General features: G+C 70.9%; 23 protein-coding genes. 17 read left to right on the top strand and 6 right to left on the bottom strand.

The features are described 5' to 3' along the window. Positions 1-99: 99 nt before the first annotated feature. Positions 100-1,605 carry a trypsin-like serine peptidase gene (locus tag HD595_RS23805; protein ID WP_253772560.1) on the top strand — a complete coding sequence of 502 codons (1,506 nt, stop codon included), beginning with the start codon at positions 100-102 and terminating at the stop codon, positions 1,603-1,605. Positions 1,606-1,782: 177 nt separating this feature from the next. Then, entirely contained in the window at positions 1,783-3,267 is a 1,485-nt protein-coding gene (locus tag HD595_RS23800) for a trypsin-like serine peptidase (RefSeq protein WP_253772558.1), read from the top strand. On the opposite strand, the gene HD595_RS23795 is transcribed toward HD595_RS23800, so the two are convergent. Next, on the bottom strand, positions 3,268-4,626 hold the full coding sequence (locus HD595_RS23795) for an NsdA family TPR-like regulatory protein (RefSeq protein ID WP_253772556.1): 1,359 nt from the start codon (positions 4,624-4,626) through the stop codon (positions 3,268-3,270). A gap of 176 nt (positions 4,627-4,802) precedes the next feature. Then, positions 4,803-6,008 (bottom strand): NAD(P)-dependent malic enzyme, encoded by a 1,206-nt coding sequence (locus tag HD595_RS23790; protein ID WP_308211217.1) that lies wholly within the window; start codon positions 6,006-6,008, stop codon positions 4,803-4,805. A gap of 280 nt (positions 6,009-6,288) precedes the next feature. Here HD595_RS23790 and HD595_RS23785 point away from each other — a divergent pair, with 280 nt between their 5' ends. The 4 genes from HD595_RS23785 (at position 6,289) to HD595_RS23770 (ending at position 9,264) form a co-directional block, all read left to right on the top strand. Further along, positions 6,289-7,146, top strand: a complete 858-nt coding sequence (locus tag HD595_RS23785; protein WP_253772554.1) for an ABC transporter substrate-binding protein — start codon at positions 6,289-6,291, stop codon at positions 7,144-7,146. A 3-nt stretch (positions 7,147-7,149) separates the two neighbouring features. Then, the gene (locus HD595_RS23780; protein ID WP_253772552.1) at positions 7,150-7,989 is read left to right on the top strand and encodes an amino acid ABC transporter permease; all 840 of its coding nucleotides are present in this window, start codon (positions 7,150-7,152) and stop codon (positions 7,987-7,989) included. Continuing rightward, the gene (locus HD595_RS23775) at positions 7,986-8,729 is read left to right on the top strand and encodes an amino acid ABC transporter ATP-binding protein (RefSeq protein WP_253772550.1); all 744 of its coding nucleotides are present in this window, start codon (positions 7,986-7,988) and stop codon (positions 8,727-8,729) included. The genes HD595_RS23780 and HD595_RS23775 overlap by 4 nt, the downstream gene beginning before the upstream one ends. Positions 8,730-8,832: 103 nt before the next feature. Beyond that, positions 8,833-9,264: a CGNR zinc finger domain-containing protein gene (locus tag HD595_RS23770; RefSeq protein WP_253772548.1), complete on the top strand. Its 432-nt coding sequence runs from the start codon at positions 8,833-8,835 to the stop codon at positions 9,262-9,264. A 19-nt stretch (positions 9,265-9,283) separates the two neighbouring features. Here the strand turns inward: HD595_RS23770 and HD595_RS23765 are convergent, their stop codons facing one another. After that, complete coding sequence (locus tag HD595_RS23765) at positions 9,284-9,589, bottom strand: S24 family peptidase (RefSeq protein WP_301309577.1); 306 nt, start codon at positions 9,587-9,589, stop codon at positions 9,284-9,286. Positions 9,590-9,679: 90 nt separating this feature from the next. Between HD595_RS23765 and sodN the strand changes: the two genes are divergently transcribed. From sodN to HD595_RS23750, 3 genes are all read left to right on the top strand, one after another. Continuing rightward, positions 9,680-10,081 (top strand): superoxide dismutase, Ni, encoded by a 402-nt coding sequence (gene sodN / locus HD595_RS23760; RefSeq protein ID WP_205303561.1) that lies wholly within the window; start codon positions 9,680-9,682, stop codon positions 10,079-10,081. Positions 10,082-10,208: 127 nt separating this feature from the next. After that, positions 10,209-10,634, top strand: coding sequence for an ATP-binding protein (locus HD595_RS23755; protein WP_175592534.1), 426 nt, complete (start codon positions 10,209-10,211; stop codon positions 10,632-10,634). A 17-nt stretch (positions 10,635-10,651) separates the two neighbouring features. Beyond that, positions 10,652-11,431: an RNA polymerase sigma factor SigF gene (locus HD595_RS23750; RefSeq protein WP_175592535.1), complete on the top strand. Its 780-nt coding sequence runs from the start codon at positions 10,652-10,654 to the stop codon at positions 11,429-11,431. A 67-nt stretch (positions 11,432-11,498) separates the two neighbouring features. Here the strand turns inward: HD595_RS23750 and HD595_RS23745 are convergent, their stop codons facing one another. Continuing rightward, complete coding sequence (locus HD595_RS23745) at positions 11,499-11,894, bottom strand: hypothetical protein (protein WP_253772544.1); 396 nt, start codon at positions 11,892-11,894, stop codon at positions 11,499-11,501. A gap of 111 nt (positions 11,895-12,005) precedes the next feature. Between HD595_RS23745 and HD595_RS23740 the strand changes: the two genes are divergently transcribed. Further along, complete coding sequence (locus HD595_RS23740) at positions 12,006-13,010, top strand: diacylglycerol/lipid kinase family protein (RefSeq protein WP_253772541.1); 1,005 nt, start codon at positions 12,006-12,008, stop codon at positions 13,008-13,010. Positions 13,011-13,286: 276 nt separating this feature from the next. After that, positions 13,287-13,541, top strand: coding sequence for a WhiB family transcriptional regulator (locus HD595_RS23735; RefSeq protein ID WP_253772539.1), 255 nt, complete (start codon positions 13,287-13,289; stop codon positions 13,539-13,541). 163 nt (positions 13,542-13,704) lie between these two features. On the opposite strand, the gene HD595_RS23730 is transcribed toward HD595_RS23735, so the two are convergent. Further along, positions 13,705-15,243: a sensor histidine kinase gene (locus tag HD595_RS23730; protein ID WP_253772537.1), complete on the bottom strand. Its 1,539-nt coding sequence runs from the start codon at positions 15,241-15,243 to the stop codon at positions 13,705-13,707. A gap of 405 nt (positions 15,244-15,648) precedes the next feature. Here HD595_RS23730 and HD595_RS23725 point away from each other — a divergent pair, with 405 nt between their 5' ends. Together HD595_RS23725 and bioD are read left to right on the top strand one after the other, a co-directional pair. Further along, the gene (locus HD595_RS23725; RefSeq protein ID WP_175604581.1) at positions 15,649-16,368 is read left to right on the top strand and encodes a GntR family transcriptional regulator; all 720 of its coding nucleotides are present in this window, start codon (positions 15,649-15,651) and stop codon (positions 16,366-16,368) included. 156 nt (positions 16,369-16,524) lie between these two features. After that, positions 16,525-17,247: a dethiobiotin synthase gene (bioD, locus tag HD595_RS23720; RefSeq protein WP_253772535.1), complete on the top strand. Its 723-nt coding sequence runs from the start codon at positions 16,525-16,527 to the stop codon at positions 17,245-17,247. Positions 17,248-17,254: 7 nt separating this feature from the next. On the opposite strand, the gene HD595_RS23715 is transcribed toward bioD, so the two are convergent. After that, entirely contained in the window at positions 17,255-17,848 is a 594-nt protein-coding gene (locus tag HD595_RS23715) for a hypothetical protein (RefSeq protein ID WP_253772533.1), read from the bottom strand. A 102-nt stretch (positions 17,849-17,950) separates the two neighbouring features. Here HD595_RS23715 and HD595_RS23710 point away from each other — a divergent pair, with 102 nt between their 5' ends. The 4 genes from HD595_RS23710 to HD595_RS23695 all read left to right on the top strand — a co-directional run bounded on the left by HD595_RS23710 (position 17,951) and on the right by HD595_RS23695 (position 21,583). Then, positions 17,951-18,919: a thermonuclease family protein gene (locus HD595_RS23710; RefSeq protein ID WP_253772531.1), complete on the top strand. Its 969-nt coding sequence runs from the start codon at positions 17,951-17,953 to the stop codon at positions 18,917-18,919. Positions 18,920-19,008: 89 nt separating this feature from the next. Then, positions 19,009-20,169 (top strand): sensor histidine kinase, encoded by a 1,161-nt coding sequence (locus tag HD595_RS23705; RefSeq protein ID WP_253772529.1) that lies wholly within the window; start codon positions 19,009-19,011, stop codon positions 20,167-20,169. Beyond that, positions 20,160-20,813 (top strand): response regulator, encoded by a 654-nt coding sequence (locus HD595_RS23700; RefSeq protein WP_253772527.1) that lies wholly within the window; start codon positions 20,160-20,162, stop codon positions 20,811-20,813. The genes HD595_RS23705 and HD595_RS23700 overlap by 10 nt, the downstream gene beginning before the upstream one ends. Further along, positions 20,810-21,583, top strand: a complete 774-nt coding sequence (locus HD595_RS23695) for a DUF4097 domain-containing protein (RefSeq protein ID WP_253772525.1) — start codon at positions 20,810-20,812, stop codon at positions 21,581-21,583. Before HD595_RS23700 ends, HD595_RS23695 begins: the two co-directional genes overlap by 4 nt. Positions 21,584-21,585: the final 2 nt, after the last annotated feature.

The raw sequence follows: 21,585 nt of genomic DNA, 5'->3' as shown, positions 1-21,585 counted from the left end.
GTGGCTACCGGACCTCAAGATCACGCATGTATCTTCTGGCTATCCCTTTACTGACGCATGGGACGCAAGAGGCGTTCCACGACAGCGCAAGGAGTTACCTTGAAGCGCATCCTCCTCCCCGCCGGTGGCGCCCTTCTGGCCACCGGTCTGCTGGCCGCTGGTCTGGCCGGCACTGCTCAGGCCCAGGGCGACGTCGCTAGCGACGCTCTGGCCAAGACCGAGGCGCAGGCCGCCGAGGTCGCGGACTTCTGGAGCAAGTCCAACAACGCCGCGCTGACGCAGGCCGTTGCCTTCAACCCCGACTCGCTCGAGGTCAAGAAGATCAAGAGCGGCGGCGGCTACTCCGCCGACACCAAGCCGGGCTCGGCTGTGCCGATCGGCGAGGAGAAGAAGGTCGCGGTCAAGACCCAGAACGTGAACCTGCCGAAGACCATCGGCAAGGTCTTCTTCGAGGGTCGCGACGGCAAGCTGTACTGGTGCTCCGGCACCTCGATCCAGTCGCAGTACCGCAACCTGGTCGCCACGGCCGGGCACTGCGTCTACGACATGGCCGCCAACAACGAGGTCGTGAGCCGCTGGGTCTTCGTCCCCGGTTACTACCAGGGCAAGACGCCGTTCGGCATCTACGTGGGTAAGCAGGCCTTCACCCACTACGACCTCGACGTCTACGAGGACTTCGACCGCGACTACGCGTTCGTCACCGTCTACAACGGCATCGGTGGCCCCAACGCCGACGCTCCGAAGTCGGTCACCTGGGAGGAGTACAAGGCCTTCCAGGGTGAGAAGGACGTCAAGGAGGTGGAGGTCTCCGAGGACGAGTACAAGAAGGGCAAGCTCGACCCGAAGACCACCAACTACTACACGGTCGACCCGGGTGCCCAGGCTGAGAAGACCGGCCCGGACTACCCCGGCGCTGTGGTGGAGAAGGTCGAAGTCTCCAAGGGCGTCTACGACGCTGCTCCGGTTGGCAAGGCCAACAAGGCCAAGTTCGGCGAGCCGATCACCGAGATCGTCACCAAGAACGAGTGGCTGGCCTACAACGGCATCGGCGAGAAGTCCAAGGACTCGGCCGGCAACTACCTCATCACGCACTACTACGTGCAGCAGTGGTACAAGCCGGGCAAGGTTGCTCGCTACCTGCGCCTCGAGCCCTTCATCGTGACCGGTGGCCTCAAGGACGTCGGTCGCCTTGGTGACAACGTCGGTGGCCAGGGTGTGGCGTGGAACCAGCCTGCTGGTGCCGTCGTCCGTACCTTCGGTTACCCGGCGGGCCCGCACCCCGACGGCAACAAGCCCTACACGGGTGTCACGCCGAAGTGGTGCTACGGCAAGACCGCTTCCAAGGTTCTCCAGGTCCCGGCCAAGAAGGTCGAGGAGCACCAGAGCCTGCGTTGCCCGGTGACCGCCGGCTACGACGGTGGCCCCTGGCTCGCCAAGTACAGCAACGCCAAGCGTCTCGGCTACGTCACCGGTGTGACCAGCCTGATCGTGGACGTGGACAGCAACAACCGTTACGACACGATCACCTCGCCGATCTTCGACGGCGAGACCGCCGCGATCTACAAGGCCGCTGCGGCCGTGTGGTCCGGCAAGCTCGTCAAGTAGTTCAGCGCGGTACCCGAACGACGGCCCTAGGTCATCGTTCACCAGCTTGACCCGAAGGGCTCGGCTTCTGCCGGGCCCTTCGGCCTTTTCCGGGTCCTTTTGATACGCCCCTTACCTCAGTGACTACAGGGTCGATAGGGTCTTACGAGACATTTGACAACTTTGTGGAGCCCCCCAGTGAAGCGCCTGCTCGTCCCTCTCGCCGTCGCCGGTCTCAGCGCCGCCGTCCTCGCCACCCCCGCCACCGCCGCGCCGAGCTGGGTGAGCGATCCCCTCTCCCCCAAGCCCGCCGACGCCTACAGCGCCGCGTACTTCTGGCTGGACGCCAACGGCGCCGCCCTGAAGAAGGCCACGGAGTTCCGCGTGGACGCCAAGGACGTGCCCAAGCTGGTGCACCCCCAGACCACCTCGGCCGACGGCAAGCCCGGCATGACGGCCCCGACCGGCACGAGCGGCGCCGCGCCCAAGTCGAAGAACGTGAACCTGCCGAAGACCATCGGCAAGGTGTTCTTCCTCGACCGCAGCGGCAACCAGCGCTGGTGCTCGGCCACCTCCATCCAGGCCAGGAACCGCAACCTGGTCGCCACGGCCGGCCACTGCGTCTACGAGCAGGGCAAGGACGTCTTCGCCAAGTGGGTGTTCGTCCCCGGCTACTTCCAGGGCAAGGCCCCGTTCGGCGTGTACGCGGGCGCGTACGCCTTCACCGCCTACGACCTCGACACCTACGACGACTACGACGGCGACTTCGCGTTCGTGGCGGTGCACAACGGCTTCGAGCTCGCCGGCGAGAAGACGGTGACGAAGGCCGAGTTCGACAAGTGGGCCGGCGACAAGTGGGTCAAGAAGCACGAGATCACCGCCAAGGAGTTCGGCACCTGCGTGCTGAACCTGGGCAACTGCTGGTCCGAGGGCGAGGACAAGCCCGCCGACCAGGTCGGGCCCGACTACCCGGGCGCGGTCGTGGAGCGGGACGAGGTCGGCGAGCAGGCGTACAAGGACGCCAAGACCGGCAGGGGTAACGGCTACAAGTTCGGCGAGCCGGAGACCGTCCCGGTGACGAAGGCCGAGTACGACGCGTACAAGGGGCCCGGCGCGAAGGACGACACGGGCGGGAACTACACGATCACCCGCTTCTACACGCAGAAGTGGCTCAAGCCCGGCACCTCGCGCACGTTCTACCAGGGTGAGTACGTCCTCGGCCTGGCCAAGGACGCCGGCCGGCTCGGAGACGCCGTCGGCGGCCAGGGTGTCGCCTGGAACCAGCCCATGGGCCAGAAGGTCACCGTCTTCGGTTACCCCGCCGCCCCGCACCCCGACGGCGACAAGCCCTTCACCGGCCTGACTCCCAAGATCTGCGCCGGCCGGACGGGCACCAAGACCTACCAGGTCAACATGTTCGAGGTCGAGACGCACCAGGTGCTGAAGTGCTCGATGACCGGCGGCTCCGACGGCGCGCCGTGGCTGCTGCGCTACGACAACAACAAGCGCACCGGCTACGTCAACGGCGTCACGAGCATGTTCCACGACCAGGACGGCAACGACCGGATCGACTTCGTCAGCTCGGCCTACTTCGACGGCGAGGTCGCCGACGTCTACGACAAGGCGAACCACGCGGCGACGAAGTCGATCGTCGGCCCCGGCGGCGAGCTCATCGGTAAGTGATCACACCGGCGCGAGGGCGCGGGCGCGTTCGTACAGGGATGTGACCGCTGGCTCGCGCCGGTACGGTTCGAGCCGCCTGCGCAGGTCGGTGGCGTAGGAGCGGGACCTGACCGACTGGAGCTCCCCCGCCAGGTCGAGGGCGCCGGCCGCCACCCCGCACGCCTCCTCCAGCTCGCCGCACTGGAGCAGCCCGGCGGCCAGCAGCGACAGGTTGAACATCCGGCCCCGCACGTAGCGGCCGTCCATGTCGAGCGAGCGGCGGGCCTGGCGCACGGCGCGCGGCCCGTCGCCGAGGTCGCGGAAGCAGTGGGCGAACTTGGCGGCGAGGTAGGCCTCGTCGAAGTAGCCGAGCCAGGCGGGCTCGCGGCCCGGGGAGCGGCGGTCGAAGGCCAGCTCGGCCTGGTGGAGGCTGGCGCTGCAGGAGCGGGCGTCGCCGAGCCCGGCGTGGGCGTGGGCCTCGAGCACGTGGCAGGAGGCCATGAGCGTCTGGACGCCGGAGCGTCGCGCCGCGAGCTGGGCGGCCCTGGCCAGGTCGAGGGCGTGGGCCGGCTGGCTCATGTAGATGGCCTGGTGGGCCATGCCGGCCAGGATCTCGCCGCCGAGCGCGTCGTCGCCCGCTCCCCTGGCCAGGCGCAGCGCCTGGATGAGATAGCGCTGGGCGAGACCGTGCTGCTCCAGGTCGTAGGCCATCCAGCCGGCCAGCCGGGTGAGCTCGGCCGCGGCGGCGGCCAGTTGCCTGCCGGTGGCCTCGCCGTACGTGCCGTCCTTGAGCAGCGGCCCCACGGCGGTGTCGAGGTACTTGACGACGGAGGCGCGCACGCGCCCGCTGCCGAAGCGGTTGTCGAGCTCGCCGAACGAGCGGGTCACCTCGTGGATGGCCGCGATGTCGGCCCGGCCGACGCGGCGGTTGCCGCCGCCTTCGAGGCGGCCTTCGGATGGGGATGTCAGCCAGCGCACGGCTCCCACGGAGCCGGCTCCTATCGCGAACGTGGAGTCGATCAGGAATCTTCTTCTCTCCACGTCGGCCCGCCACAGTGCCGTCACGGTCGCGACCCCCTCCTGCCACGTGTGCGTGAACTCTTGCCCGAGGTCGAGGGGGGTGATGATCGTCGGCATGCCCAGGTCTTCGGGTCGGACGGGCCTGCCGAGCCGTAGCGCGAAGATCTCGCTGAGCAGCGCCGGCACGGGCTCCCTGGGCCGCTGGCCACCGATCCATCGCAGGACGGAGCTGTGGTCGTACTTCAGGCCCGGGGTGCCGCGCGCGGCGCCCAGCTCGTTGAGGCGCCTGGCCAGCCCTTTGTGGGAGAAGCCCGACTCCGCGATGAGCTGCCGCAGCAGTCTGTTGGGCTCGCGTGTCATCGCTCTCCTCACCGCGGGAGTGGAGCCGGCCACCTCGTGGCCTCCTCACCGAGGGAGGCGGGAGCCGGCGTCCTTACAGAGGGCTCCTGTTATAGCACGCTGAGTAAAGGAAGTTTTGCGCTTTCCCGATGCTCGCGCGAACTGTTCGGACGCCGGCCCGGCAGATCCTGTACGCGTCAGCCGTTGACGCGGGCGACTCCGTCCTTCCTGGCCTGCTCGGCGACCGCCGCGGTGACGGCGGGGGCGACCCGCTCGTCGAAGGGGCTGGGGATGACGTAGTCGGCCGCGAGATCGTCGCCCACGACGGCGGCGAGCGCGGTGGCGGCGGCCACCTTCATGTTCTCGGTGATGGCCGTGGCCCGGACGTCGAGCGCCCCGCGGAAGACGCCGGGGAAGGCGAGCACGTTGTTGATCTGGTTGGGGAAGTCGGAGCGGCCGGTGGCGACCACGCGGGCGTGGCGGGCCGCCACGGACGGCGCCACCTCGGGCGTGGGGTTGGACAACGCGAACACGATGGAGTCGGGCGCCATGGAGGCGATGGCCTCCTCCGAGACGGTCGAGCCGGACAGGCCGACGAACACGTCGGCCCCGGCCAGCGCCTGCTCGGTGGAGCCGGTGTGGCCGGCGCGGTTGGTGTCGCGGGCCAGGGCGGCCTTCACCGGGTTGAGGTCGTCGCGGCCGGAGTGGATCATGCCCTTGGAGTCGGCCACGGCGATGTCGCCGATGCCGGCCTCCAGCAGGATGCGGGTGACCGCGACGCCGGAGGCGCCGGCGCCGGCGACGACGGCGCGCAGGTCGCCGAGCGCGCGGCCGGTGAGGCGGGCGGCGTTGGTGAGGGCGGCCAGGACGACGATGGCGGTGCCGTGCTGGTCGTCGTGGAAGACGGGGATGTCGAGCAGCTCGCGCAGGCGGTTCTCGACCTCGAAGCAGCGGGGGGCGCTGATGTCCTCGAGGTTGATGCCGCCGAAGGAGGGGGCGAGCCGGACGACGGTCTCGACGAGCGCGTCGACGTCGGTGCAGTCGAGGCAGATCGGCACGGCGTCGACCCCGGCGAACTCCTTGAACAGCAGCGCCTTGCCCTCCATGACGGGCATGGCGGCGGCCGGGCCGATGTCGCCGAGGCCGAGCACGGCGGTGCCGTCGGAGACGACGGCCACGACGTTGGAGACCCACGTGTAGTCGTTGACCAGCGACGGCGTGTCGGCGATGGCGGTGCAGACCTGGGCCACCCCGGGGGTGTAGGCCAGTGACAGGTCGCCGGCGTCGCGGACGGGGATGGTGGAGCGGACCTCCAGCTTGCCGCCGCGGTGCAGGGCGAAGACCGGATCGACGTCGAGTGAGGCGGGTGAGGACGATGTGGACGAAGCAGGGGAGGCAGTCACAGAGAGACCCCAGTAGTCATCGGACGGACGAAGGACCTTCGGCAGACGGCGCGAGAGGCCTGGCTTCGGTAGCCGCCAGGGTCCCCTCCCGAACGTCTCGTGAGGGGTTACGGGGGTCACCCGTCGCCCCATAGTGCCACACGCCGACACGACCACAGGTATCGCCATCGACGCCGTTCCGTTGACGCATTGTTAAATGTCCGATGACGGAGCCGGGCAACCTGCCACTTAAACTTCACCAAATCCGACTTTTTGGCATATACCCATGAGGAGGCCTGACATGGCCCTCTGGCCCAGGAGCAGCCGTGGCCAAGCCATCGGCGCGCTCGCCCTTACCGCCGTCCTGGCGCTGTCCGGCTGTGGCGGCGGTTCGGGAGGCGGCTCCACCTCCGCCACCACCGGAGGCGGCAATGCCGCGGGCGGAGCCAAGCTCGTTCACCCGGGCAAGCTCACCACCTGCACCAACATCCCGTACGAGCCGTTCCAGTTCAAGGACAAGGACGGCAAGATCGTCGGGTTCGACGTGGACATCGTCGACCTGGTCGCCAAGAAGCTCGGCGTCCAGCAGGAGATCGTGGACATCGACTTCGCCGTCATCAAGAGCGGCGCGGCCATGGCCACCGGCAAGTGCGACGTCGCCGCCGCCGGCATGACGATCACTCCTGAGCGCAAGCAGAACATCACGTTCTCCGAGCCGTACTTCGACGCCACGCAGGCCCTGCTGGCCAAGAAGGGCACGGGCGCCAAGTCGCTGGAGGACGTCAAGGCCAAGGGCCTCAAGCTCGGCGCCCAGGCCAGCACGACGGGCCTCGACTACGTCAAGAAGCAGGGCCTGGACCCGACCGAGTACGCCGACAGCTCCAAGGAGCTGCTGGCGCTGCAGGCCGGCCAGGCGGACGTGATCGTCCAGGACCTGCCGGTCGTGCTCACCTGGCTGAAGAAGCCGGAGATCGCCGCCAAGTTCGAGCTGATCGCCAGCCTCGACACGGGCGAGCAGTACGGCATCGGCCTGAAGAAGGCCGCCGACCCGGTCCTGCTCAAGACGATCAACGACACGATCACCCAGGCCAAGTCCGACGGCACGTACGAGAAGATCTACGTCAAGTGGTTCGGCAAGAAGCCCGGCGAGCTGGGTTGATCCATGACGGATCACCTCCCACCACAGGTGACGGCTGAGCCGGGCGCGAAGGCCCGGCTCAGCCCGCGTAAGAAGCAGCGCATCAGCCGCGCGATCCAGTACGCCGTCCTGGTCGCGATCGTCGTCGGCATCGCCCTGTACGCCGACTGGGGCAGCCTGGCGGAGAACTTCGCCAAGCCGGACGTGGCCGACAAGGCCCTGCCCGAGCTGTTCACGGTCGCGCTGCGCAACACGATCATCTACACGGTCGGCGGCTTCGTCTTCTCCTTCGTGCTCGGGCTGGTGCTCGCGCTGATGAAGCTGTCGACCGTCCGGCCATACCGCTGGATCTCCACGCTCTATATCGAGGTCTTCCGCGGGCTGCCCGCCCTGCTCATCTTCCTGCTGATCACCTTCCTGCCGCTGGCCCTGCCCGGCTTCGAGGTGCCCGGCGGCACGTACGGACAGGGCATCCTGGGCCTCGGCCTGGTGGGCGCGGCCTACCAGGCGGAGGTGTTCCGTGCCGGTCTGCAGGCGGTGCCCAAGGGGCAGGTCGAGGCGGCGCGCTCGCTCGGCATGTCGGCCGCGCGGGCCCAGGTCACGGTGATCATCCCGCAGGCCATCAGGATCGTCATCCCGCCGACCACGAACCAGTTCGTGGCGCTGCTCAAGGACTCGTCGCTGGTGCTGTTCCTCGGCGTGTCCGGCGAGTACGTGGAGCTGGCCAAGTTCGGCAACGACCTGGCCTCCCAGTACGCCAACGCCACGCCGATCATGGTGTCCGGCCTGACGTACCTGCTGGTGACGATCCCTCTGGGGCACCTCTCCAGCCGGCTGGAGAAGCGGGAGGTGAGGGCCCGATGACGCACGCCATCGAGATCAGGGACCTGCACAAGCACTTCGGCAAGAACGAGGTGCTGCGGGGCATCGACTGCACCGTCGAGGCCGGCCAGGTGGTCTGCGTGATCGGCCCCTCCGGCTCGGGCAAGTCCACGCTGCTGCGCTGCGTGAACCTGCTGGAGGAGCCGACCCGGGGCAAGGTGCTGGTGGAGGGCGTCGAGGTCACCGACCCCGACGTGGACATCGACGCGGTACGGCGCCGCATCGGCATGGTGTTCCAGCAGTTCAACCTGTTCCCGCACATGACCGCGCTGCAGAACGTCATGATCGCCCAGCAGCGGGTGCTCAAGCGCGACAAGAAGGAGGCCGAGAAGGTCGCCCGGGCCAACCTCGACCGGGTGGGCATCGGCGACAAGGCGGGCTCCTACCCGGCCCAGCTCTCCGGCGGCCAGCAGCAGCGGGTGGCCATCGCCCGGGCGCTGGCCATGGGCCCCGACCTCATGCTGTTCGACGAGCCGACCTCGGCGCTCGACCCCGAGCTGGTCGGCGACGTGCTCGCGGTCATGCGCAAGCTGGCCGAGGAGGGCATGACCATGCTCGTGGTGACCCACGAGATGGGCTTCGCCCGCGAGGTCGCGGACCGGGTCGTGTTCATGGACGGCGGCGTGATCGTCGAGGACGGGTCACCCGACCAGGTCATCGGCGACCCGCAGCAGGAACGCACCCGCACCTTCCTCAAGCGCGTGCTGCACCCCGAGGGCTGACGCGCGAGGACGGACGAGGGGCGGCCACCTTCCGCGGACCAGGGTGGCCGCCCCTCCGCATACCAGGGCCGCGCATCGGGCGCCGGCCGTGTAATACTCCGGCATGGACTTGACCTCTTACGCCGAGTGGGCGGTCCGTCTCGTCAACGACCCGGACCCGCCGCCCGCCCTGCGGGAGCTGCGCGACCGGCTCGCCGCCGTCTTCGACGCCGAGGACGAGACCACCGTGGCGGCGCTCCTCAACGTGCTGCTCGTCCTCCATCCCGTACGGCCGCAGCTCGCCGCCCACGACGGCCGCGGCTGGCACCTGCACCTGGCCGAGGACCCCACGGAGGACCCCGCCGCCGGCGCCGTCATGGGCCTGGCCGCGGTGGTCGCCGAGCACGGCGCCGAGCGGCTGGGCCGCTGCCAGGACCCCCGCTGCGGCCGGGCGTTCCTCGACACCTCCTCCAACCGCTCGCGGCGCTACTGCTCCTCCCGCTGCGCCACCCGCGCCAACGTCGCCGCCCACCGGGCCCGCCGCCGCGCGCTCTGAGCGGACCGCGAACGTGGCGCTATGAGGGGGGTCGCGGACGCCGCCGCGGCGGCCAGTAACGCAGCACGACCCGGCCGACCACGTCGGTGACGGGCCCGAAGTCCCAGCTGTCGCGCCGCCCGGAGGCCCGCTGGTTGTCGCTCTCCAGCCACCACCCGTCGTCGCCCCGCCAGGCGGCCCGCTTGACGATCAGCCGGGAGGAGTCGCCGGGGAGCCTGGCGACCACGATGTCACCGGGCCGGACAGGGGCGCCGCGCCGCACCAGGAGCCAGTCGCCCGGCAGCAGCGCGGGGCGCATCGAATCCCCTTCGACACGCACTCTCATACGCCGAGACCCCCTCCGTCACGGGGCTTGCGACCCGAGTAAGGTCGGTAAGTGGACCAAGCTGACTCAGCATCAAGGAAGGACCTTCTGATGCTCGCACGACTGCTACGACCCAAGCACGTCGCCTCCGCGCACTGTGACCTGCCCTGCGGCGTCTACGACCCCGCTCAGGCGCGGATCGAGGCGGAGTCGGTCAAGGCGATCATGGAGAAGTACGCGGCCAACGAGGACCCGGTGTTCCGCGCTCGCGCGCTGACCATCAAGGAGGAGCGGGCCGAGCTGGTCAAGCACCACCTGTGGGTGCTGTGGACCGACTACTTCAAGCCCCCGCACCTGGAGCAGTACCCCCAGCTCCACCAGCTCTTCTGGGACGCCACGAAGCTGGCCGGCGCGGCGGGCGCCAAGGGCACGGTCGAGGTCGCCAAGGCCGAGGACCTGCTCGGCAAGATCGACGAGATCTCCAAGATCTTCTGGGAGACCAAGGCCGCGTAGAACGGCGCAAAGGCTCTGTGTGGTTACCCGCTACACAGAGCCTTTTCCGTTGATGGCGAGTCTGAATCGTCCAAGCACCTCTCAGGGGCGGTAAGTTGCAGTCAGCGTCGTATACGCGAGGAGGAACGTGACCGAGGAAACCGAGACGCGCATGGAGGGCGAGACCGGCATCCGCGACGTGGTGAGCATCAGGCTTCCCGCGGCGAGCGCCTATCTGTCCGTGCTGCGTACGGCCACGGCCGGGCTGGCCGCCCGGCTCGACTTCACGCTCGACGAGATCGAGGATCTGCGGATCGCGGTCGACGAGGCGTGCGCCATGCTCCTGAACGAGGCGGTCCCGGGCACCGACCTGACCGCGGAGTTCGAGCTGACCGGCCAGGAGATGCAGGTCAAGGTCGAGGTGGCCACAGTCGGCAGCTCCGCGCCCAAGCGTGACGACTTCGCCTGGATGGTCCTGACCGCCCTGGCCGACGACGTGGAGGCGGTTACCGACTCTCCCGACCGCATGGCGATCGTCCTGCGTAAGCGCCGAGGCGCGGCGAGGCCGGCGTGACGGAAAGGACTGGAGCCATGGCCACCAGCGACCACGCTGTGCCCGACCGGGTCCGTGCCCGCATGCTGTTCGCCGAGCTGGCCGAGCTGGGGCCCGAGGAGCCGCGCCGTCAGCGCATCAGGGACGAGCTGGTGGAGCTCCACCTTCCGCTGGTCGAGTACCTCGCGCGGCGCTTCCGCAACCGCGGCGAATGGCTCGACGACCTCACCCAGGTCGCCACGATCGGGCTCATCAAGTCGATCGACCGGTTCGACCTCAACCGCGGCGTGGAGTTCTCCACCTACGCGACGCCGACCATCGTCGGTGAGATCAAGCGGCACTTCCGCGACAAGGGCTGGGCGGTCCGGGTGCCGCGCCGGCTGCAGGAGCTCAAGCTCTCGCTGACGAAGGCGATAAGCGATCTGTCGCAGCGCGAGGGGCGCGCGCCGACGGTCGCCGAGCTGGCCGCCTACCTCAAGATGACCGAGGAGGAGGTGCTGGAGGGGCTGGAGTCGGCCAACGCCTACTCGACGGTGTCCCTCGACGCGCCCGACTCCGGCGACGACGACGCGCCCGCCGTGTCCGACTCGCTCGGCATCGTGGACGAGTCGCTCGAAGGGGTCGAGTACCGCGAGTCGCTCAAGCCGCTGCTCGAACGCCTGCCGCCGCGCGAGAAGCGCATTCTCCTGCTGCGGTTCTTCGGCAACATGACGCAGTCGCAGATCGCCACCGAGCTGGGCATCTCGCAGATGCACGTCTCGCGCCTGCTGGCCCGCACGCTGGCCCAGCTGCGCGAGGGCCTCACCGCCGACGACTGACGCCGCCTTTCAGGCGAGGCGCTGCCTCAGGCGGGGCGCCGGGCCGTCGCCGTACGACGCCGGGCCGTCAGCGGGTCTCCTGGCCGTCGCCGTACAACGCCTTCGTGGTGGGGGGTGCGAGCAGGGCGGCCAGGCCGATCATCGCCACCGCGACCAGCGGGATCCCGAGGTCGGGACGGCCGGAGTCGATGAGCGTGATCGCGACGGGCAGCAGGAAGATCTGGGCGAGCACGCTCGGCGTCCTGCCCCAGCGCTCGCCTCTCAGCAGGCCGCCCCACGCCACCCAGAGCAGTCCCGCGCCGATCAGCATGCCGAAGACCGCCTCGGCGATGGCGGTGGTCACGTTGTCGGCCAGCCCGCGCGCGGTCTCGACCGCCACGAAACCGCCCAGCCCGAACGTCACGAGGCCCTCCAGGGCGACGACGACGGCGGCGACCAGCAGGCTCAGGGGACGCTTCGACACACGGGAACCCTATCCGCTCCGGCCGCCGGTCCGGCCTCCGCCCGGGGCCTTCAAGGACGAAACCGGGATCTTCTCGACAAGACAGACATCCATCATGGATACGCTGGCCTCATGCGCGCGATGCTGCTGGTCAACCCCAAGGCGACGACCACGAACGCCCGCACCCGGAACGTGCTGATCCGGGCGCTGGGGGCGACCATGGAGCTGACCGTCGAGGAGACCGGTTACCGGGGCCACGCGGCGGCGCTGGCCGCCACCGCGTGCGCCAAGGGGTACGACGTGGTGGCCGTCCTCGGCGGCGACGGCACGATCAACGAGACGGTGAACGGCCTGCTCAACCCCGTCAACGGCGTCGCGGCCCAGCCCTCGGCCCCCGGCCGCTCCACCTCCTCCGCCAGTGACGGCGACGGCGACCCGAGCGCCGGGCGCCCGGCGGTGATCGTCATTCCCGGCGGCAGCGCCAACGTGTTCGCCCGCGGGCTCGGCCTGCCGAACGACCCGGTGGAGGCACTCGGCGCGGTGCTGGAGGCGCTGCGCGAGGGCCGTCGCAGGACCGTCGGCCTGGGCCAGGCCCTCTGGGACAACGAGAGCCGATATTTCACCTTCTGCGCGGGGCTGGGGTACGACGCCGAGGTCGTCCGGGCCGTCGAGGGCCTGCGCGGCGCCGGCCGCAAGGCGACGCCCGCCCGCTACGTGAACACCGCGCTACGGCACTATGTCGCGACCGACAAGCGGCGTCCCGCGATGACGCTGACCGGCCCGGGCATCCCCACGGCGGCGGGGATCTTCATGGCGATCGTCTCCAACACCTCGCCCTGGACGTACGTCGGCACCCGGCCGGTCCGCCCCACGCCGTGGGCCTCCTTCGAGACCGGCCTCGACATGCTGGGACTCCAGCGCATGGGCCTGACCTCGTTGATGCCGCTCATCCAGCACATCCTCACGGAGAGTGACGCCCTTCCGTCCGGCCGGCACCTCGTCCAACTGCACGACGAACCCGAGTTCACCCTCACCGCGGACCGCCCGGTGGCCTTCGAACTGGACGGGGACTACCTGGGCGAACGCGAATCCGTAACGTTCCGGTCTATCCCGAACGCGTTACAAGTCCTGGTCTAGCTGGTTACAATCGGTCATTGTGTGACGCATCCGACATCCATTACGGCCAAAACTTCGCCCTGAACCCCTTGCGTGCACTCTCCGTGGCTGACAGGCTCAGACTGACGTCGGAACGTAGGACGTTTAACCAGAACCCCGAGGTCGTTCCGGTCGTCCGGCGAGCAGTTCCCGGTCCCCCAGGTCCGGGTCTTTGCTCGCGCGCCTTAGTGAAACTCTTCACAAAGTAGTAGCCGCACGGAGCCCGACCACCGGCTCCATCTACTAAGGAGTGGACGCATGGACTGGCGCCACCGAGCTGCCTGCCGTGACGTGGACCCCGAGCTGTTCTTCCCGATCGGCAACACCGGCCCCGCGCTGATGCAGATCGAGGAGGCCAAGCAGGTCTGCCGTTCCTGCCCGGCCATGGACGCGTGCCTGAAGTGGGCCCTGGAGTCCGGCCAGGACGCCGGCGTCTGGGGCGGCATGAGCGAGGACGAGCGTCGCGCGCTCAAGCGCCGCACGGCCCGTGCCCGCGCCCGCGCCTCCGCCTGACCCCACCCGACCGCGACACCCCGTCCCCGGAGCCCCTGCCCCCGGCAGTCGCCCCCCGGCGCGTCCCGCAGCCCTCGAAGCGATCCGTACGGCCGCCAGTCCCCCGCCGCGACACCGCGGCGGGCGCGGCCGTTTCCCACCGGCCCCGGGCCTCGCGCGGGCCTCACCCGGCGGGCAGCGGGATCGACAGCATGACCTCCGTGCCGCCGCCCTCACGCGGCCCGATCGACAGCTTGCCCGACAGCTCCCCCTCCACCAGCGTGCGCACGATCTGCAGCCCGAGACTCGTCGAGCTGTCGAGGTCGAACCCCTCGGGCACCCCCTGACCGTCGTCCCACACGGTCACGTTGAGCCGGTCGTCGCCGGGCCCGACCCGCTCCACCACGACCTGCAGCCGCCTCGGGCGGCCGTGCTGGAGCGCGTTCTGCAGCAGCTCGGTCAGCGCCATCGCCAGCGGCGTGGCGATCAGGGACGGCAGCACCCCGAACGCGCCGACCCGGCGCGGCGTGACCGCGGACTCCGCGGCCGACACCTCTCCCGCCATCGCGATGACCCGGTCGGCGATGTCGTCGAAGTCGACGAACTCCTCCGGCGCGTGCGAGAGCGTCTCGTGGACGATCGCGATGGAGCCGACCCTGCGCACCGCCTCCTCCAGCGCCTCGCGCCCCTCGGGCACCTGGAGGCGTCTGGCCTGCAGCCGCAGCAGCGCCGCGACGGTCTGCAGGTTGTTCTTGACGCGGTGGTGGATCTCGCGGATCGTCGCGTCCTTGGTCATCAGCTCGCGCTCGCGCCGCCGCAGCTCCGTCACGTCGCGGATGAGCACCAGAGCGCCGATGCGCCCGCCGCCGACGATCAGCGGGATGGCGCGCAACTGCACGATCGTGCCGCCGGACTCGACCTCGGTCTCCTTGGCCGCCCGCCCGCTGGCCACGATCATCAGGTCCTCGTTGATCGGCTCGTCGGAGTAGCACAGGGTGGCGGTCACCCGGCCCAGCTCCGCGCCCACGAGGTCGGCGTGCAGGCCGAGCCGCCGGTAGGCCGACAGGGCGTTCGGCGAGGCGTACGTCACCCGGCCGCCCCGGTCGAGCCTGAGCAGCCCGTCGCCCACGCGCGGCGAGCGGACCAGGATCGGCTCGTCGCCGGAGAACGGGAAGCGGCCCTCGGCGACCATCTGCGCCAGGTCGGAGGCGCTCTGGAGGTAGGTCAGCTCCAGGCGCGACGGCGTGCGGGCCGACGACAGGTTGGTGGAGCGCTGGATGATCGCGAGGAAGCGGCCCTGCCCGTCGGGCAGCATCCGGCGCACGGGGATCGTCTCCTCGCGCACGGGGACGCCCGTGGACCAGTCGGGGTCGCCCTCGCGGCAGATGCGCCGCTCGTTCCAGGCGGTGTCGATCAGGTGGCGCTCGCCGCGCGCGACGACGGTGCCCACGACGTCGTCGTGGTAGACGGTCGGGCCGGTCGTCGGGCGCATCTGCGCGATGGCGATCCAGCCGCCGCCGTAGCGCTCCCCGTGGCCGTTCTCGGCGCGTCCCTCGCCGCCGCCGGCCTCCGCGGCGGGCGGCAGCAGCGGGGCCCACAGGATGAGGTCGGCGAAGGACAGGTCGGCGAGCAACTGCCAGTCGGAGACCAGCGAGTGCAGCCATTCGAGGTCCGCCGCGTCGAGAGAGGTGTGGCGGACGACGAGGTCGCTGAGAGTGGGCACACTGCATCATGCGTGCTGTCCGGCCGTACGACCAAACCGGCCCCCCGGTTCGGTGCACTCAACCAGCCTTTTCCGGGAATCTCACATTGTGAGAACCGTCACACTGTCCCAGGCGGCCCCATCCAGGGGAAACGGTCCTGGAGAGCCGGAGGTGATCGAGACGTTGGGCGAGCGGGCCCCATCGTACGGCGTCGGCACCGGCCTCGTACCGGCCTCGGTTGCGGCCGCCCGCGCCGCGATGGATATCCTTCTCCATCAACCCGAGCTGCGCCGACGCCTCCTCCCGCCCCCGGCGCCGGAACGCCGCTCTTGCCTGCGGTTGACCGCTCGGGCCAATCTGAGTTCCGATGATCTAGCGGTGATCCGACACGCCCTCACCGCCGTGGCAGAAGTGAAGGTGAGAGCGTGACGGACGACGGCCCTCGCGTACCGAAGTACTACGACGTGAAGCGGAGCCTGCTCGAGCTCACCAAGAGCCTCCCGGCCGGCACGGCGCTGCCTCCGGAGCGGACGCTGGCCGTGCGGTTCGAGACCTCGCGCACGACCGTGCGGCAGGCGTTGACGGAGCTGGTGGTCGAGGGACGGCTGCTGCGCATCCAGGGCAAGGGCACGTTCGTCGCCCAGCCGAAGGTGGCGCAGGTGCTCCAGCTCACCTCGTACATCGGCGACCTGCGCACCGCCGGGCTGGAGCCGGACACGAAGATACTGGAGATCGGCTACATCACCGCGGACGAGGCGCTGGCCCGCCGCCTGGCGATCAACCCGGGCGGGCGCGTGCTGCGCATCCACCGGCTGCGCCTGGCCAACGGCGAGCCGGTGTCGATCGACACCACGCACCTGTCGGCGCGCCGCTTCCCCCGGCTGCGGCGCGAGCTGGAGGTCCACTCGTCGCTGTACGAGACGCTGCACAACGCCTACAACGTGCGGCTCACGGACGCCGAGGAGATCATCGAGACGGTCCTCGCGACGCCGTACGACGCCAAGGCGCTGGGGGTGGACGTGGGCCTGCCGATGCTGCTGCTGACGCGCCACGCCTTCGACGCCGACGGCAACCCGGTCGAGTGGGCCCAGTCTCTGTATCGCGGTGACCGGTACAAGTTCGTCACGCGCCTTCGTCGTCCTTGACTCCTCGTTCCTGTCACGGCACAGCCGAGCAGGCCGCCGACCGCCGTACGGGGCTGGGGGCCTCCAGGGAGACGGCCTCTGACCCGCACGGGGCCGGCCGCCGTCACGGCCCCGTGTGAGCCGTCGCCGGGGTCCCCGAGACCCTAGGCTTGAGGCGTGAGTGTGCTCGTCGTCAGCGGGACCGACACCGGGGTCGGCAAGACCGTCGTCACCGCCGCCGTGGCCGCGCTGGCGCGCCTGCGCGGTTCGAGCGTGGCCGTGGTGAAGCCGGCCCAGACCGGCGCGGCCCCCGGCGAGCCGGGCGACCTCGACCACGTCATCCGGCTGTCCGGCGTGACGACGACGTTCGAGCTGGCCCGCTACCCCGCCGCCCTGTCGCCCGCCGCCGCCGCGCGGGCCGGCGGCGTCGCCCCCGTGTCGCTGGAGGCCGCGGCGGGGCGGATCGGCGAGCTGGCCGAGTCCCACCGGCTCGTGCTGGTCGAGGGCACGGGTGGCCTGCTGGTGCGCTACGACGAGGACGGCGGCACGATCGCCGACCTGGCGCGCGCCCTGCGGGCGCAGGTGCTGGTCGTCGCCCGCGCCGGTCTCGGCACGCTCAACCACACGGCGCTCACGCTGGAGGCCATGGCCCATCGCGGGCTGGGCCTGGCCGGCGTGGTGATCGGTTCCTGGCCGGCCGAGCCGGGCGCGGCCGAGCTGAGCAACGTGGCCGACCTGGAGATGCTGGCCGCGCGCCCGCTGGCCGGGGTGCTGCCGGAGGGCATGGGCGCGCTGGGCCCCGAGGAGTTCGCCGCGGAGGCGAGGCGCGGGCTCGCGATGACGCTGGGCGGCGGCTTCGACTCCACGGCGTTCAAGCGGCGGCTCGGGCCGCTCCCCTGACCCGTGCCTAGCGGCAGGACGCCTCGGGCAGCTCGCACACTTTCTCGGCCATCCGCTCCGCCCGTCCGACGAGCTCGCGGAAGCGGCCGAGGGGCAGCGACCTGCTCGGGTAGACCGGCTCGCCGGCCGCGCCCGCCACGTACACCGCGGCGCCCCGCCGGACGACGACGGCCTGCTCGCCGCTCTCGTAGAAGCGCCCGCCCGCGCGCAGCCCGTCGTCGCCCACGTCGAGCGGCTTGGTGAAGTACCGGTGACGCTTGATGCCCTGGCCCACATCGGCGCAGCGCGCGAGCTGGGCGCGCAGCCCCCGCATGGCGCGCTCGGCCGCCGCCGTGTTCCTGTAGAGGACGAGCTGCTCGTAGTCGATCTGGCTCGCGCTCTCGTGGACGACGCTGCGCGCCGCCACCCGGCCCGTGTCCCACGGCTCGGCGCGGAAGCACGGGTTGAGCGCCAGCGGGCGCTTGAGCGAGTCGCTGACCTTGTACGCCTCCCCCTCGGTCGCCGGCGGGTGCGTCTCCGAGGGGAGGAACCCCTTCGGCAGCCCTCCGCCGCCGCTCAGCACCCCCGCAAGGGCCAGCACGGCCATCCCCGTCTGGATCATCTGGACCTCCCCGTTCGCTTGACTCATCCATGAGATGACCATGGTGCGCCATTGGTTGGGATATCGCGGGACTTGTCGGCCGAACAGGGTGATGATGCAGGCATGGCAAAGGCGATCGAACAACCCGTTCCCGGCATCACGGTGGGCCATGGCCTCCTCGCCCGGCGCAACGGCCAGGCCGAACCCGTGGACAAGATCGTCCACGACGGCGACACGATCAACATCGCGGCCGACGGGAACTTCGGCGTCCGCATGCTGGGCGTCGACGCCCCCGAGGTCAGCTTCGAGCTGCCCCAGAGCCCCGACTTCCCGGACTTCCCCGGTGGCTTCGTCAAGATCGAGCATCCGGCCTGGACGACGTTCCTGACCGATCCCTTCGCCAAGGGCCTGCCCGAGCTGTCGCTCCGCACGGCACTGCGCGCGAACCTCACCGCCCGGCTCGGCCCGCGCGCCGCCGCCAACCACGCCGCCCACGCCGCGCCCGCCACCCAGGCGCTCAAGGACATGATCGCCGCCGACATCGCCGAGCAGGGCCTCACCGACGCCACGTTCAAGTTCCGGCTCGCCTTCGGGTACGAGATCCTCGACCGGTACGGCCGCCTGCTCTGCTACGTCAACCGCGACCAGCGCGACCGGCCCCGCCCCGACCCGTACAACGAGCGGCTGCTCGCGGCCGGGCACGTGATCCCGTACTTCATCTGGCCCAACGTGGACCCGTTCGTCCGCCAGGAGGGCCGCGTGGCAGACGCGGTGCCCCCGCCCGGCACGGCCCGCTCGATCGGCGAGGCGGGAGCCCTCGGCCGCGCCCGCGAAGCGGTGCGGCAGGCCCGCGAGAGCGGGCTCGGCCTGTGGGACCACGCGGACCCGCTCGCGATCCTGCCGTTCGAGCTGCGCTTCCTGGCCCAGCGCCGGGCGCCCGACCGGTACGTGCTGGACCTGTCGGACGACGCCCGCGAGCTGCTGCACCCGCAGAGCTACTTCCGCGTCCCCAATCCCGAGGACCGGCTGTTCGTCAACGCCGAGCACGCGCCGCTCTTCCACGAGAAGGGCTGGTCCGTACCGCCCCTGTGAGCTCCCGCCGGGGGTGGGGCAAACCCCACCCCCGGAGCGCACACCAGGCCCCTGTCGCGCGAGCGGCCGGGATCAATACCGTTGGGGGCATGAAAGTCCCCCGGCCCTGGTCGGCGCGGGCCTGGCTGGACACGGCGCACGTGATGACCGGCCTGCCGGTCGCCGTGGTCCTCGGCGTGCTGACGCTCGTGCTGGCCGTCGTGCCGGGCGGGCTGCGCCGCGGCCTGCCCGCGTTCACCCGGGTGCAGCGCTCCCGGTTCGCGGCGTTCCAGGGCGCGCACATCCCGCGCATCGGCGAGCCCGGCGGCTGGCGCGTCGCCTCGACGTGGCGCCAGCTCGGCTACCACCTGCTGTCCCCCGCCGTCAGCGCCGTCGGCGCGCTGCTCGTGGGCGTCGGCTGGGGCGGGGCCCTGGTGGGGCTGTCGGCCTTCGCCCAGCCGCGGTTCCAGCCGCCGCCCCTGGTGTTCCCGTTCGATCTGCGCGACCCGGTCATCGCCGGCACCTACACGGCCGTGGGGGCGGCCCTGCTGCTGGCGGCGCCGCTGCTGGCGCGCGGCATGGCCGCCCTGGACCTGGCGGTGGCCCACATGCTGCTCGGCCCGAGCCGCTCCGAGCTCGACCGGCGCATCGAGACGCTGACCGAGAGCCGGGCCGGGGTGATCGACGCCGCCGACGCCGAGCGCCGCCGCATCGAGCGTGACCTGCACGACGGCGCCCAGCAGCGGCTCGTGTCCCTGGCCATGAACCTCGGCCTGGCCCGGGCCACCCTCACCGACCTGCCCGAGCCGGCCCGCCAGGCCATCGCGCAGGCCCACGAGGAGGCCAAGCAGGCGCTCAAGGAGCTGCGCGACTTCGTCCGCGGCCTGCACCCGGCCGTGCTCAACGACCAGGGCCTCGACGCGGCGCTGTCCGGCGTCGCGGCCCGCGCCCCCGTCCCGGTGCGGCTGCGCGTCCGCATCGACCGCCGTCCGACGCCCACGATCGAGGCCGTGGCGTTCTTCGTGGTCTCGGAGGCGCTGACGAACATCGCCAAGCACGCCGCCGCGTCGCTGGCCGAGATCACCGTGACCCGCCAGGGCGAGCTGCTGCGCGTGCGCGTCCACGACGACGGGCGCGGCGGTGCCACACTGGACGCCGGCACCGGCCTGCGTGGCCTGGCGCAGCGCGTGGGAGCGGTGGACGGCGCGTTCAGGCTGACCAGCCCGCCCGGCGGGCCGACGACGATCGAGGTGGAGCTGCCGTGCGAGTAGTGCTGGCGGAGGATTCGGTGCTGCTCCGCGAGGGGCTGGTGCGGCTGCTCGACGCGGCCGGCATGCGGGTGGTGGCCGCGGTCGCCGAGGCCGAGGGGCTGCTGCGCGCCGCCGAGGAGCACCGGCCCGACCTCGTGGTCACCGACGTGCGGATGCCGCCCACGCACACCGACGAGGGCCTGCGGGCCGCGCTCGTGCTGCGCCGCCAGCAGCCCGGCCTGGCCGTGCTCGTGCTGTCGCAGTACGTCGAGGAGCGCTACGCCGCCCAGCTCCTGTCCTCCGCGGCCGGCGGCGTCGGCTACCTGCTCAAGGACCGGGTGGCGGACGTGGCCGAGTTCATGGACGCGCTGCGCCGCGTGGCCGCGGGCGGCACGGCCCTCGACCCCGAGGTGGTCTCCCAGCTCCTCCTGCGCGGCCACAGCGACCCGCTGGACCGGCTGACGCCCCGCGAGCGGGAGGTGCTCAAGCTGATGGCCGAGGGCCGCTCCAACGCCGGCATCGGCCAGGAGCTGGTCCTCAGCGAGGGCGCCGTCGGCAAGCACATCGGCAACATCTTCGCCAAGCTCGACCTCGCCCCGGCCGAGGGCGACCACCGGCGCGTGCTGGCCGTCCTGCGCTTCCTCGACGTCAGGAGCACGCCGTGAGGGCCGCCTGGCTGACGGCCGGCACGATCTTCACGGTCGCCGGGCTGATCATCTCCACGGCGCTGCTCTTCCACGGGTTCGCGGACGCCGAGCAGCCCAGCGAGACCTCCCAGAGCTCCTTCCCCTTCCAGGGCTCCCAGGTGCGGCTGACGATCGACGAGGGCGTCGCCGACGTGTCGGTCACCACCGGGGAGGCCGGGGAGGTCCTCGTGGAGCGGTGGGTCCGCTGGTCCGACCGCAAGCCCGCGGTCAAGGAGGAGTGGGGCGCCGGCAACCTGCGGCTCAGCGCCGACTGCGCGGGCACCGAGCGGATGCGCGCGCGCATCTGCGAGGTCGGCTACAACATCCTGGTGCCGCCCGAGTCCTCCCTGGAGGCCACCACGGCCACCGCGCCCCTCAACCTGGCCCGGATCCACGGGAGGGTGCGGGTGACCTCCGTCTCCGGCGACGTGCACGTGGACGGCGTCGCCGGCGACCTGTACGTCAGAAGCGGATCGGGCGACGTCGAGGCCCGGACGCTGGGCGGCGAGCGGGCCGACGTGGAGGTCGGCTCCGGCGGCGTCCACCTGGTCTTCCGCCAGCCCCCGGCCGAGGTGCGGGCGGTCGTGCGGACGTCCGGGACCGTCATGGTCGAGGTGCCGCGCCAGGCGACCTACGACGTGACCGCCGACGCCCCCAACATGGACCTGGACGTCCGCCGCGAGACCGGGGCGCCGCGCCGGATCATCGCCTCGGTGCCCGAGGGCCTGGTCGACATCTGCTGCGACTGACC

The organism is Nonomuraea roseoviolacea subsp. carminata, assembly GCF_024172185.1.
Lineage (GTDB): Bacteria > Actinomycetota > Actinomycetes > Streptosporangiales > Streptosporangiaceae > Nonomuraea > Nonomuraea roseoviolacea.
The sequence above is the reverse complement of the archived record's forward strand: the minus strand, read 5'-3'. Positions and strand labels throughout refer to the sequence as shown.

Bases quoted from the DNA above. Each gene is read 5' to 3' on its own strand.
- HD595_RS23765 (WP_301309577.1), bottom strand. From the start codon at position 9,589: ATGAGAGTGCGTGTCGAAGGGGATTCGATGCGCCCCGCGCTGCTGCCG.
- HD595_RS23775 (WP_253772550.1), top strand. From the start codon at position 7,986: ATGACGCACGCCATCGAGATCAGGGACCTGCACAAGCACTTCGGCAAG.
- HD595_RS23780 (WP_253772552.1), top strand. From the start codon at position 7,150: ATGACGGATCACCTCCCACCACAGGTGACGGCTGAGCCGGGCGCGAAG.
- HD595_RS23705 (WP_253772529.1), top strand. From the start codon at position 19,009: ATGAAAGTCCCCCGGCCCTGGTCGGCGCGGGCCTGGCTGGACACGGCG.
- HD595_RS23770 (WP_253772548.1), top strand. From the start codon at position 8,833: ATGGACTTGACCTCTTACGCCGAGTGGGCGGTCCGTCTCGTCAACGAC.
- HD595_RS23785 (WP_253772554.1), top strand. From the start codon at position 6,289: ATGGCCCTCTGGCCCAGGAGCAGCCGTGGCCAAGCCATCGGCGCGCTC.
- HD595_RS23750 (WP_175592535.1), top strand. From the start codon at position 10,652: ATGGCCACCAGCGACCACGCTGTGCCCGACCGGGTCCGTGCCCGCATG.
- HD595_RS23735 (WP_253772539.1), top strand. From the start codon at position 13,287: ATGGACTGGCGCCACCGAGCTGCCTGCCGTGACGTGGACCCCGAGCTG.
- HD595_RS23710 (WP_253772531.1), top strand. From the start codon at position 17,951: ATGGCAAAGGCGATCGAACAACCCGTTCCCGGCATCACGGTGGGCCAT.
- HD595_RS23715 (WP_253772533.1), bottom strand. From the start codon at position 17,848: ATGATCCAGACGGGGATGGCCGTGCTGGCCCTTGCGGGGGTGCTGAGC.
- HD595_RS23795 (WP_253772556.1), bottom strand. From the start codon at position 4,626: ATGACACGCGAGCCCAACAGACTGCTGCGGCAGCTCATCGCGGAGTCG.
- sodN (WP_205303561.1), top strand. From the start codon at position 9,680: ATGCTCGCACGACTGCTACGACCCAAGCACGTCGCCTCCGCGCACTGT.
- HD595_RS23740 (WP_253772541.1), top strand. From the start codon at position 12,006: ATGCGCGCGATGCTGCTGGTCAACCCCAAGGCGACGACCACGAACGCC.